The sequence below is a fragment of the Amycolatopsis roodepoortensis genome (assembly GCF_014873915.1).
In the GTDB taxonomy this organism is placed as follows: Bacteria; Actinomycetota; Actinomycetes; order Mycobacteriales; family Pseudonocardiaceae; genus Amycolatopsis; species Amycolatopsis roodepoortensis.
Map to the genome: position 1 here is coordinate 84,293 of NZ_JADBEJ010000005.1, position 11,269 is coordinate 95,561.

Here is an 11,269-nt window from a genome sequence, read left to right on the forward strand (position 1 = left end):
GCGGTGAGACCGTGACCGGCTTCCAGGTGGCGGGCGGCGATCTGCGCGCCCACGCCGCCAAGGCGGAGGCCCACGGGGCGAAGATCGGCCAAGCGGTCGACGCGGCCGGCCAGGTGATGACCGACGACGCCTACGGGCTCATCTGCCAGTTCCTTCCCCCCTTGTTCAACGAGCTGGAGGAGGCAGCGAGCGCCGCGCTGAAGGCGGCCCAAGGCGGGCTGGGGGAAACCGCGGAGAACCTGCGAACGGCCGCGGACCGGTACGAGAGCCAGGACGGGGTAGCGAAGCTGAAGTTCGACGGCTTCTCCGGAGAGCTGGAGTGACCGAGAATCCGCTGGTGGCGCCGGTCGAAGATTCGACCGAGTGGTACACCGGCATCGGTATCGCCGAGTCGATCAGCGATTTGGTGCAGGGCATCGAGAGCGGGAACTGGGTCGACATCGGCCTCGGCGCGGTCACCACCGGCCTGGAGGCGCTGAGCATCGTGATGGACCCCATCGGCTCGGTGGCGTCCAACCTGGTCTCGTTCATCATCGAGCATGTGGAACCGCTGCAGGACGCGCTGGACAAGCTCGCCGGCAACGCGGACGTCGTCGCCTCGCAGGCGCAGACCTGGCAGAACATCGCCAAGGCGGTTCGCGAAGAGGGCACCGCGTACGGCACCGAAGCCACGATCGACACCGAAAGCTGGGTCGGCAAAGCAGGCGACGCGTATCGAGTCCGCGCCGCGACCACGGCCACCCTGATCGGTGCCGCGGCACAAGCGGCAGACGGCCTGGGCAGCGCGGTGCGGATGGCGGGCATGGTGGTCGGCGTCGTCCGGGAGACGGTTCGGGACCTGATCGCCGACCTGGTCGGGCGACTGGTGGTATGGGCCGCCGAGGCCCTGACGATCGTGGGCGCTCCCGCCGCCGCGGCGCAGGCGGCCACCGCCGCGGCCAAGTGGGCGGCCCGGATCGCCCAGATCATCAAGAAGCTGGTGCGCACGCTGCAGAACCTGGTTCCGCTGCTGCGCAAGCTCAAAGGGTTTCTCGACCAGATCCGCAAGAAGATGGACGACCTCCGCAAGGGTGGTGGCGGCGGGAACAAGCCTCCGAAAGAGCCCGGTAAGCCGACCGGCCACGGCGGCGACCACACCGAGCCTTCCGGGCAACCCGATCCGAACGCCGAGCCCGAGGGGCACCCGACCCGGATTCGGGAACAGGACGACGCCGAGACCAAGCGATCCCTGCAGCGGGAGAACGAATCGGCGACCACCCTGGCGAAGGCGGGGTACAAGGTCGAGCAGAACCCGGACGTCCCGGGTGACAAGAACCCGGACTACAAGATCGAGGGCGAGGTCTTCGACAACTACGCCCCCAAGACCGCCAACGCGCGCAACATCGCTTCGGAAATCCAGGGCAAGATCGACAAGGAGCAGACCGAGCGGGTGGTGCTCAACCTGGCCGACAGCAACGTCGATCCCGAGAAGCTGCGCGCCCAATTGCGTGACTGGCCTATCGAAGGCCTCAAGGAGATCAAGGTGATCGACAAGAACGGCAACGTGATTAACTTCTATCCCTGACGCCTCAGGCAGCAAGGACGACTCAGATGGCCATCTCGTACAGCCTCGAACTGGCGACGCGATCTTCGAGCGAGACCGTCGCCCGCGAGATTCGTGACGTGGCAAGGGAATTGGGGTTGTTCGACCCGGAGGTCACCGCGGACAAGGTGCTCGAACAGGGCGTGGCCACCAAGGTCGGCACCTGGATTCGCGTGGTCGGGACCAAGCCACGGCCGTGGAACCCGGTGAGCGCGGACCTCGGCTTCACGCCCACCGTGTCGATCGCCTTCCAGCTCGACAAAGAAGGCGACATCAGCAGACAGCAGGACGATGTGATCCGGCTGGTGTCCGGCCTGTTCGCCCGGGTCAGCGGCGACGCCGTCCTCCATCATCAGTTCGAGGCCATCTGGCTTCTGCGCCGCGACGGTGTGCTGACGGTGAGCGAGCAGCAGGACATTTGGCCGCCGCGCCGTCTGGCCGCCCTTTCACAGCCGTTCCAGCGCCAGACCCACACCTTCGCCGAAGTGTGACCTGCGGCACCGCTCCGTCGATATGCGCGTTCAGGTATAGCTGACGAACAGATTCGCATTTGTTCCGCATGGCGCGGCCGGACAGAGTGAACGGCATGACGCAGCCAGTGCGGTGGATCCGCAACTTCGTGGACGGTGAGTTCGCCGAGCCGGACGGGCCGGGGTTCCCGGCGGTCGATCCGGCGACGGGCGCGGAGTTCGCCCGGGTGCACGAGGCCGGTCGGGAGTTGGTGCACCGCGCGGTCACCGGCGCCCGTGCGGCGTTGCACAACGGCTGGGCGGACACTCCGGTGCGGGAGCGGACCGCGTTGCTGCGCCGGGCGGCCGACCGGATCGAGGCCCGGTTCGAGGAGTTCGTCGCGGCCGAGGTCGCGGACACCGGAAAGCCCGTCACCCAGGCTCGCGAACTGGACGTGGCCCGCGCGGTGGCGAACTTCCGGACGTTCGCCGACGTGATCGCGGCGGCCGGCCAGGAATCGTTCGTCACCGATCTGCCCGGCGGGGCGCAGGCGCTGAACTACGCGGTGCGCAAACCGCTCGGCGTGGTCGCGGTGATCGTGCCGTGGAACCTGCCGCTGCTGTTGCTGACCTGGAAGGTCGCCCCCGCGCTCGGCTGCGGCAACGCGGTCGTGGTCAAGCCGAGCGACCAGACTCCGTCCACCGCGACCCTGTTGGCCGAAGTGCTGGCCGAGGTCGGCCTGCCCGCGGGCGCCTACAACGTGGTGCACGGGTTCGGCGGCGACTCGGCGGGGCAATACCTCACCGAACATCCCGGCATCGACGGCGTGACGTTCACCGGCTCGTCGGCCACCGGTACCCAGGTGATGCGCACGGTCGCGCCCCGGGTCCGGCCGGTGTCGTTCGAACTCGGCGGGAAGAACGCCGCGATCGTGTTCGATGACGCCGACCTCGACGAGACACTCGCCGGGCTGACCAGGTCCGTGTTCGCGAACACCGGGCAGGTGTGTCTGTGCACCGAGCGGGTGTACGTGCAGCGTTCGGTGTTCGACGACGTGGCGGCCGGTCTGGTGGAGCAAGCGCGCGGGCTGCGGCTCGGCGACCCCCTGACGGAGCGGACCACCACCGGCCCGCTCATCTCGCCGGAGCACCGGCGCAAGGTGCTGGACTACCTCGCGCTGGCCGAGGAGGCCGGCGCCAAAACCCTGACCGGCGGTGGGATTCCCGAGCTCGGCCCGGAACTCGACGGCGGCTCGTGGCTGGAGCCGACCCTGTGGACCGGCCTGACCAACAAGGACCGGCCGGTGCGCGAGGAGATCTTCGGCCCGGTCGCCGCGCTGATCCCGTTCGACACCGAGGACGAGGCGATCTCGCTGGCCAACGACACCGAATACGGGCTGGCTTCCTCGGTGTGGACCCAGGACCTGCGCCGGGGACACCGCGTGGCGCAGGCCATGCACGTCGGCATGTCCTGGGTGAACACCTGGTTCCTGCGCGACCTGCGCTCGCCGTTCGGCGGGATGGGGCTTTCCGGGATCGGCCGGGAGGGTGGCGCGTCTTCGCTGCACTTCTACACCGAGCCGACGAATGTGTGCGTGCGGCTGTGACCGCGCCGATCGAGGCGGCCGCCGCCCGGCTCGCGACCGCGGCGAGCACCGCGACCCCTTGCCCGCCGGTACGGGAATTCCTTGGCACGATCGACGCGGCCTACGCGGTGCAACGAAGGCTGCGTGACCAGCGGGTCGAGGCAGGCGCCAGGGTGGCCGGGGCGAAGATCGGGCTGACCGCGCCGTCGGTGCAGCGTCAGTTCGGCGTGTATCAGCCGGACTTCGGCGTGCTCTTCGACGACATGCTGTACGCGCACACCGAACCCGTCCCGTACCGGCGGTTCCTGCAACCGCGAGCGGAGGGCGAGATCGCGTTCGTCCTCGGCCGCGATCTGGACGTGCCGGGTGCATCGGTCGCGGACGTGTTGCGCGCGACGGAGTTCGTGCTGCCCGCGATCGAGATCGTCGACTCGCGCATCGGCGCCTGGGATCTCTCCATTGTGGACACGGTGGCGGACAACGCGTCCAGCGGCGCGGTGGTACTGGGCTGCACCCCGTTCTCGCTGACCGGCCGGGATCTCGCCGCGACCGGGATGACGTTGGAGCTGGACGGCGAGCCGGTTTCGTTCGGCGCGGGGCACGCCTGTCTCGGCTCGCCGGTGGCCGCGGTCGCCTGGCTTGCCCGGGAGCTGGCCGCTCGCGAGCAGCCGTTGCGGGCGGGCGACGTGGTGATGTCCGGGGCGCTCGGCCCGATGGTGCCGGTCACGGGAGCCGGCCGGTTCCGGCTGCGGCTGGACGGACTCGGCGAGGTCGACGCGGTGATCGAGGAGGAGATTCAGTGACAGCAACGGTTCCGGTCGCCGTCATCGGCTCCGGCAATATCGGCACCGATCTGATGATCAAGGTGCTACGGTTGTCGAAGACGTTGCGGATGGCCGCGATGGCGGGTATCGACCCGGCGTCGGACGGGCTGGCCAGGGCGGCCAGGCTCAAGGTGGCCACCACCCACGACGGTATCGACGGCCTCGCCGCACTGCCGGAGTTCGCTGATGTGCGAGTGATCTTCGATGCGACGTCGGCCGGTGCGCACCGACGGCACGCCGAGGTGGCCGAGGCACACGGCAAGCTGATGATCGACCTGACCCCGGCAGCCCTCGGCCCGTTCGTGGTGCCGCCGGTGAACCTGGACGAGCATCTCGCCGCACCGAACGTGAACATGGTGACCTGCGGCGGACAGGCCACCATCCCGATCGTGGCCGCGGTGTCCTCGGTCGCCCCGGTCGCGTACGCCGAGATCGTCGCGTCGATCTCGTCCCGCTCGGCGGGGCCGGGCACCAGGGCGAACATCGACGAGTTCACCGAGACCACCGCGGCCGCGATCCGCGAGGTCGGCGGCGCCGCGATGGGCAAGGCGATCATCGTGCTGAACCCGGCCGACCCGCCGATCGTCATGCGGGACACGGTCTACTGCCTGGTCGAGGGCGAGCCGGACCGGGAGAAGATCGCCGCGTCGGTCGGGCAGATGGCCGACCGGGTGCGGGAGTACGTGCCGGGCTACAAGCTGAAACAGGAAGTGCAGTTCGACCGGGTGTCCCGGCAGTGGGTGCCCGAACTCGGCCGGGAGATCTCCGGGCTCAAGGTCTCGGTGTTCCTCGAAGTGCTCGGCGCGGCCCACTATCTGCCCGACTACGCGGGGAATCTCGACATCATGACCTCGGCGGCGCTGCGCACGGCCGAGCGGATCGCCGAACTGAGGGGATGGCTCTGATGAAGGTCTACCTCCAGGACGTGACCCTGCGCGACGGCATGCACGCGATGGGGCACGCGTACACAGTGGACCAGGTCCGGCGGATCGTGTCCGCTGTGGACAAAGCCGGGGTGGCCGCGATCGAGGTCGCGCACGGCGACGGGATCGGCGGGTCCAGCGCGACCTACGGATTCGGCGCGCACACCGACGAAGAGTGGATCACCGCCGCCGCGGAGGTGATCGAGAACGCCACGCTGACCACGTTGCTGCTGCCCGGTATCGGCACCATCGGACAGCTGCGCCGCGCCCGCGACCTCGGGGTGCGCAGCGTGCGGATCGCCACCCACTGCACCGAGGCCGACGTGGCAGCGCAGCACATCGCCTGGGCTCGCGAGCAGGGCATGGACGTGTCCGGATTCCTGATGATGAGCCACCTCTCCACTCCGGCCGCGCTCGCCGAACAGGCCAGGCTGATGGAGTCCTACGGCGCGCACTGCGTGTACGTCACCGATTCCGGCGGGCGGTTGACGATGAGCGGGGTCGCCAAGCGGATCGACGCGTACCGGCAGGTGCTCGACGAGCGAACCGAGATCGGCATCCACGCGCACGAGAACCTCTCCCTGTCGGTGGCGAACAGCGTGACCGCGGTCGAGCACGGCGCCTACCGGGTGGACGTCGCGCTGGCCGGGCAGGGCGCGGGAGCGGGCAACTGCCCGGCCGAGCCGTTCGTCGCGGTCGCCGACCTGCTCGGCTGGGAGCACGGGGCGGACCTGTTCGCATTGCAGGACGCGGCGGACGACCTGGTCCGCCCGCTGCGGGAGCGGCCGGTCCAGGTGGACCGCGAGACGCTGACTCTCGGTTACGCCGGGGTGTACTCGAGCTTCCTGCTGCACGCCGAGCGCGCGGCCGCCCGCTACGGACTGGACACCCGGCGGATTCTCACCGAGGTCGGCAGGCGGAAGCTGGTCGGCGGGCAGGAGGACATGATCGTGGACATCGCACTCGACCTGGTACGGAGCGGCACATGATGGCCATCGCGGCGCTCGCCGAGCGCCTGGACACCGCGCAGACGTCGCGGGTGGACACGCCGAGCCTCGCCGACGACCACGAGATCGACATCGCCGACGCGTACGCGATCCAGGCCGAGCTGGTGGCCCGCCGGGAGGCGCGTGGCGAGCGGGTGGTCGGGGTCAAGCTGGGGCTGACCAGCAAGGCGAAGATGGCGCAGATGGGCGTGTCCGAGGTGATCGCCGGCAGGCTCACCGACGCGATGCGGGTCGCCGATGGAGGCGAGGTCTCGCTGGCGGGCTTCATCCATCCCAAGGTGGAGCCGGAGGTCGCGTACCGGCTGGCCCGCGACATCGATCTCGCCGACCCGGCGTTCGACGTGGAGGCCGCGGTGGACGCGATGGCCCCGGCGATCGAGATCATCGACTCCCGGTACCGGGACTTCCGGTTCACGCACACCGATGTGGTCGCGGACAACACCTCGGCCGCCGGGTTCGTGCTCGGCCCGTGGCGCGCGTTCGGGGAGGCGGCGAACCGGGCGGTGAGGCTGCGCTCCGGGGATCGCGAGGTGATCGGCTCGACGTCGGCGATCCTCGGCGATCCGGTGCGCGCGCTGCACGCGCTGGTCGAGCTGTGCCGGAAACGGGCCATCCCGTTGCGGGCCGGGCAGGTCGTGCTGGCCGGGGCGGCGACCGAAGCGGTGCCGTTCGTGCCCGGCGTCGCCGAGGCGGATATCGCCGGGCTCGGCCGGGTTTCGGTGCGGGGGCTGGCATGAGCGGGCGGGTGATCTCCGGGCTGGCCAAACCGAGGGGCCGCTTCCCGCATGTGAAGGTCGCGGGAGACCTGGTTTTCGTGTCCGGTACCAGCTCCCGACGTCCGGACAACACGTTCGCCGGGGTCGAGGTGGACGAACTCGGCACCACGAACCTGGACATCCGCGCGCAGACCCGCGCGGTGATCGAGAACATCCGCGGCATCCTGCACGAGGTCGGCGCCGACCTCACCGACATCACGCAGATCACCACGTTCCTGGTTTCGATGAACGATTTCGGCGGCTACAACGAGATCTACGGCGAGTACTTCGACGAAACGGGTCCCGCCCGCACCACGGTCGCCGTGCATCAGCTGCCGCATCCGCATCTGCTGATCGAAATCCAGGCGATCGCCCAGCTACCGAAAGACACGGAGGTTCCGCGATGACCGGCATTCCCGAGGTCGTCAATTTCCAGGCCTGGATCGCCGAGCACGAGCATCTGCTCAAGCCGCCGGTGAACAACCGGACCATGGCACTGGGCAAGGATTTCATCGTGCAGATCGTCGGTGGGCCGAACCAGCGCACCGACTTCCACGTCGACCCCTACGAGGAATGGTTCTACCAGCTCAAGGGCAACATGCACGTCAACATCATGACCGGCGAAGGTCAGAAGACCGTGCGTATCTCCGAGGGCGACACGTGGCTGCTGCCGGGCGACATCCCGCACTCGCCGCAGCGCCCGGAAGCCGACTCGATCGGCCTGGTCATCGAACGTGTCCGCGAAGAGGGCACGCTGGAGAAGTTCCAGTGGTACTGCCTCGAATGCGACGCCCTGGTGCACGAGGTGGAACTCCAGGTGCGCGACATCGTCGAGGATCTGCCGCCGGTCTTCACCGCGTTCTACGGCGACGAACAGGCCCGCACCTGCGACGGCTGCGGCGCCCTCCACCCTGGGAAGGGCTGAGATGACCGGCCTGATCGACATCCACACGCATTACGTGCCGAACGGCTGGCCGGATCTGCGCGCGGACGCCGGGCCGGACGCGCCGTGGCTGCGTGCGGAGACCGAGTCCGAGGCGATGATCATGATGGGGGAGAAGGAGTTCCGCCGGATCGGCGCGGACTGCTGGAACGCGGAGACCCGGCTGCTGGACATGGACGCCGACGGCGTGCACACCCAGGTGGTCTCCCCGACGCCCGCCTTCTTCAACTACGGCCGGACCGCCGAGCAGGCGGGCCGGATCGCCCGGATCTTCAACGACCTGGCGCTGGAGATCGTCGCGCCGGCGCCGGACCGGCTGATTCCGTTCTGCCAGGTCCCGTTGCAGGACACCGACGCGGCGTGCCGTGAACTGGAACGCTGCCTTGCCGCGGGGCATCGCGGGGTGGAGATCGGCAACCACGTCGGTGACCAGGACCTCGACAGCGCCGGGGTGGAGACCTTCCTGCAGCACTGCGCGTCTCTCGGGGTTCCGGTGTTCGTGCACCCGTGGGACATGGCCGATTCACCCCGGCTGGATCGGTGGATGGCGCGGTGGCTGACCGCGATGCCCGCCGAAACGCATCTGTCGATCTTGGCGCTGGTGCTCGGCGGCGTCTTCGACCGGATCGACCCGAGCCTGAAGATCTGCTTCGCCCACGGCGGCGGGTCGTTCGCGTTCTGGCTCGGCCGGATGGAGAACGCCTGGCATCGGCGCAACGACGTCATCGGCACCTCGGAGTTCCCGCCGTCGCATTACCTCGACCGGTTCCACGTCGACTCGGTGGTCTTCGACGAGCGGGCGCTGCGGCTGCTCGTGGACACGCTCGGCGCCGAGCGGGTGATGGTCGGCAGCGACTACCCGTACCCGCTCGGCGAACGTCCGGTCGGCGAGGTGGTGCGCAAGAGCGCCTTCCTGAGCGAGACCGAGCGGCGGCTGATCACCCGTGAAAACGCCGAGCGGTTCCTGTCCTAATGCGACATTCCGGTGGCGACGTCGGTCAGGCTGCGGATCAGCGCGTCCACCGACGGGCTGAGCGTGCGCTGGGCGGGCAGGGTGAGCCCGACGCTGTGCCCGATGGGTTCCAGCGCCAGCGAGACCCTGGTGATCCTCGGATCGTCCTTGGTGATCAGGCTCGGCAGCGCGGCGATCACGTCGGTCTCCAGCAGCAACTGCCGCACGGTGAGGAACGAGGTGGTCTCCACCCGGTTCGCGGGCAGCGGGAAGCCGTTGCGCGTGAACAACTGCTCCAGCTCGCGGCGCAGCGCGGTCTCCGCGCCGGGCAGGATCCACGGATACTCCGCGAGATCGGCGAGCTCGACGCCGGTCGCGCCCGCCAGCGGATGCGCGTTGCGCACCACCAGATCCACCGACTCGTCGTACAGCTTGCGCCGTTCGATCCGCTCGTCCGAAGGCGCTGTCAGCCTGCCGATGATCAGGTCGACCCGGCCCGCCTCCAGCTCGACCAGCAGGGCTTCGGGAGAACCCTCCCGGACGACGATGGTCAGGTACGGCCGCTCGGTCTTGATCGCCGCGATCGCGCGCGGCAGCAGCATGTTCGACCCCGCGAGGTGCGTGCCGACCACCACCGTGCCGCGTTCGGCGTCGGCCAGCTCGGCGACGTGCCGCCCGGCCTGTTCGAGCTGGGCGAGCACCGCGCGGGCATGCCCGGTGAACGCCTCGCCGAACACGGTCGGGGTGATGCCGCGCGGGCCGCGTTCGAACAACCGCACGTCGAGGATCTCTTCGAGTTCGTGCAGACTTCGGGTCGCCACCGGCTGCGTCACGTGCAGTTCGGCGGCGGCCCCGACCACGGTGCCCTGCCTGGCCAGCGCGTCGAGCAGGACGAGGTGGCGGAACTTCAGTCGGCCGTCCAGCAGGCGAGGCAAGATCACCCGCCGATCCTACCCGCGAGGTGCGTATGACCACGATTGTCCGAACCGGACCGATCCGCTATGCCACAGCGGCACGGTTCGCCCTGCCTGTCGCCGTTTCGGAGCGGACGGCGTCCAGCGGGGAGATCAGCCCGCAACCGCCGTCCCGGCTGGACCGCGTGATGGGGCCGCCGCGCGATCGCCTCCCGCAGGGCGAGGACTGTCTCAACCTGACGGTCACCACTCCGGGCCTGGATGACGGACGGAGGCCGGTGCTGGTGTGGTTGCACGGCGGCGGCTTCTCCAGTGGTGGCGGCTTGTTCGACTGGTACGACGGCGGCGCGCTGGCGGCCGAAGGCGACATGGTGGTGGTCGGCGTCAACTACCGGCTCGGCGCGCTCGGCTACCTGTACCTGGACGGCGTCAGCCCCGGCAACCTCGGGCTGGCCGACCAGCTCGAAGCGCTGCGCTGGGTGCGGGCCAACATCGCGGCCTACGGCGGCGACCCGGACAACGTGACGGTCGCCGGGCAGTCGGCGGGCGGCATCTCCATCCGGCTCCTGATGGACCTGCCCGAGGCGCGCGGCCTGTTCCGGCGGGCGATCCTGCAGAGCGCGCCGCTCGGCCTCGCCACCCGGCGGCCCGAGCACGCGGCGAAACTCGGCCAGGTGTTCGCCGATGCGCTCGGTACCGACCTGCACACCGCCGGCATCACGGAAATCCTGGCCGCGCACAAGGAGACCGCGCTGACGAACCTGCGGCTCACCGGCGACCCGATGGAACCGGCGTTCGTTCCGGTGGACACGCTGGACAAGGCGTCCTTCGCGGACAACGTGCGCGACCTCGACGTGCTGTACGGCTGGAACGCCGACGACATGACCGCGTTCCCCGGCGCCGCGGGCACCGACGAGATCTACGTCGAACCGCTGGCCGCTTTCGGCGACCGCTTGCGCTCGGCCCGCGCCAACGTCTGGTCGTACCGGCTCGACTGGCGGCCCGAAGGGTCGGAATTCGGCGCCACCCACTGCCTGGAACTGCCGCTGCTGCTCGGCACCCAGCAGGCCTGGCAGGACAGCCCGATGCTCGGCAAGGTGCCGTGGCCCGAGGTCGACGCCTTCGGCGCCGCCCTCCGCGCAGTCTGGGCGACCTTCGCCCGCGCCGGCACCCTCGACCCCACGCCGGTCGCGGACCACCCCATCACGTTCAACGCCGAACACGCGTGATTGAAGGCGTAACTCGCGTGATTGGAAGCGTAACTCGCGAGTTACGCCTCGAAGCACGCGAGTTACGCCTCCAGACACGCGAGTTACGCCTCCAAGCACACGCAC

Annotated in this window: 13 protein-coding genes; 12 read left to right on the forward strand and 1 reads right to left on the reverse strand. The window is 69.4% G+C overall.

Features of this window, described 5'->3' with window-relative positions; translation table 11 throughout:
* Positions 1-11 precede the first annotated feature (11 nt).
* From H4W30_RS19830 to H4W30_RS19880, 11 genes are all read left to right on the forward strand, one after another.
* A complete protein-coding gene (locus H4W30_RS19830) occupies positions 12-323 on the forward strand; it encodes a type VII secretion target (protein ID WP_192744236.1) in 312 nt (103 codons plus the stop codon).
* Positions 320-1,564, forward strand: a complete 1,245-nt coding sequence (locus H4W30_RS44530) for a CdiA C-terminal domain-containing protein (protein ID WP_192744237.1) — start codon at positions 320-322, stop codon at positions 1,562-1,564. The genes H4W30_RS19830 and H4W30_RS44530 overlap by 4 nt, the downstream gene beginning before the upstream one ends.
* A 26-nt stretch (positions 1,565-1,590) precedes the next feature.
* The gene (locus H4W30_RS19840) at positions 1,591-2,073 is read left to right on the forward strand and encodes a SitI3 family protein (RefSeq protein WP_192744238.1); all 483 of its coding nucleotides are present in this window, start codon (positions 1,591-1,593) and stop codon (positions 2,071-2,073) included.
* A 95-nt stretch (positions 2,074-2,168) separates the two neighbouring features.
* The gene (locus H4W30_RS19845; RefSeq protein ID WP_192744239.1) at positions 2,169-3,638 is read left to right on the forward strand and encodes a 2-hydroxymuconic semialdehyde dehydrogenase; all 1,470 of its coding nucleotides are present in this window, start codon (positions 2,169-2,171) and stop codon (positions 3,636-3,638) included.
* Positions 3,635-4,420 (forward strand): 2-keto-4-pentenoate hydratase, encoded by a 786-nt coding sequence (locus tag H4W30_RS19850; RefSeq protein ID WP_192744240.1) that lies wholly within the window; start codon positions 3,635-3,637, stop codon positions 4,418-4,420. The genes H4W30_RS19845 and H4W30_RS19850 overlap by 4 nt, the downstream gene beginning before the upstream one ends.
* Positions 4,417-5,346, forward strand: a complete 930-nt coding sequence (locus tag H4W30_RS19855) for an acetaldehyde dehydrogenase (acetylating) (protein WP_192744241.1) — start codon at positions 4,417-4,419, stop codon at positions 5,344-5,346. The genes H4W30_RS19850 and H4W30_RS19855 overlap by 4 nt, the downstream gene beginning before the upstream one ends.
* Positions 5,346-6,353 carry a 4-hydroxy-2-oxovalerate aldolase gene (dmpG, locus tag H4W30_RS19860; protein WP_192744242.1) on the forward strand — a complete coding sequence of 336 codons (1,008 nt, stop codon included), beginning with the start codon at positions 5,346-5,348 and terminating at the stop codon, positions 6,351-6,353. The genes H4W30_RS19855 and dmpG overlap by 1 nt, the downstream gene beginning before the upstream one ends.
* Positions 6,350-7,108 carry a 2-keto-4-pentenoate hydratase gene (locus H4W30_RS19865; RefSeq protein WP_192744243.1) on the forward strand — a complete coding sequence of 253 codons (759 nt, stop codon included), beginning with the start codon at positions 6,350-6,352 and terminating at the stop codon, positions 7,106-7,108. Before dmpG ends, H4W30_RS19865 begins: the two co-directional genes overlap by 4 nt.
* Positions 7,105-7,533, forward strand: a complete 429-nt coding sequence (locus H4W30_RS19870) for a RidA family protein (protein ID WP_192744244.1) — start codon at positions 7,105-7,107, stop codon at positions 7,531-7,533. The genes H4W30_RS19865 and H4W30_RS19870 overlap by 4 nt, the downstream gene beginning before the upstream one ends.
* On the forward strand, positions 7,530-8,051 hold the full coding sequence (locus tag H4W30_RS19875) for a 3-hydroxyanthranilate 3,4-dioxygenase (protein WP_192744245.1): 522 nt from the start codon (positions 7,530-7,532) through the stop codon (positions 8,049-8,051). The genes H4W30_RS19870 and H4W30_RS19875 overlap by 4 nt, the downstream gene beginning before the upstream one ends.
* A gap of 1 nt (position 8,052) precedes the next feature.
* On the forward strand, positions 8,053-9,042 hold the full coding sequence (locus tag H4W30_RS19880; RefSeq protein ID WP_192744246.1) for an amidohydrolase family protein: 990 nt from the start codon (positions 8,053-8,055) through the stop codon (positions 9,040-9,042).
* Here the strand turns inward: H4W30_RS19880 and H4W30_RS19885 are convergent.
* On the reverse strand, positions 9,039-9,962 hold the full coding sequence (locus H4W30_RS19885; RefSeq protein WP_126733025.1) for a LysR substrate-binding domain-containing protein: 924 nt from the start codon (positions 9,960-9,962) through the stop codon (positions 9,039-9,041). The two genes, H4W30_RS19880 and H4W30_RS19885, sit on opposite strands and share 4 nt — an antisense overlap.
* Positions 9,963-9,988: 26 nt before the next feature.
* Here H4W30_RS19885 and H4W30_RS19890 point away from each other — a divergent pair, with 26 nt between their 5' ends.
* On the forward strand, positions 9,989-11,164 hold the full coding sequence (locus H4W30_RS19890; RefSeq protein ID WP_192744247.1) for a carboxylesterase family protein: 1,176 nt from the start codon (positions 9,989-9,991) through the stop codon (positions 11,162-11,164).
* The last annotated feature ends 105 nt before the right edge of the window (positions 11,165-11,269 follow it).

Bases quoted from the DNA above. Each gene is read 5' to 3' on its own strand.
- H4W30_RS19840 (WP_192744238.1), top strand. From the start codon at position 1,591: ATGGCCATCTCGTACAGCCTCGAACTGGCGACGCGATCTTCGAGCGAG.
- H4W30_RS19845 (WP_192744239.1), top strand. From the start codon at position 2,169: ATGACGCAGCCAGTGCGGTGGATCCGCAACTTCGTGGACGGTGAGTTC.
- dmpG (WP_192744242.1), top strand. From the start codon at position 5,346: ATGAAGGTCTACCTCCAGGACGTGACCCTGCGCGACGGCATGCACGCG.
- H4W30_RS19865 (WP_192744243.1), top strand. From the start codon at position 6,350: ATGATGGCCATCGCGGCGCTCGCCGAGCGCCTGGACACCGCGCAGACG.
- H4W30_RS19870 (WP_192744244.1), top strand. From the start codon at position 7,105: ATGAGCGGGCGGGTGATCTCCGGGCTGGCCAAACCGAGGGGCCGCTTC.
- H4W30_RS19875 (WP_192744245.1), top strand. From the start codon at position 7,530: ATGACCGGCATTCCCGAGGTCGTCAATTTCCAGGCCTGGATCGCCGAG.
- H4W30_RS19880 (WP_192744246.1), top strand. From the start codon at position 8,053: ATGACCGGCCTGATCGACATCCACACGCATTACGTGCCGAACGGCTGG.
- H4W30_RS19890 (WP_192744247.1), top strand. From the start codon at position 9,989: ATGACCACGATTGTCCGAACCGGACCGATCCGCTATGCCACAGCGGCA.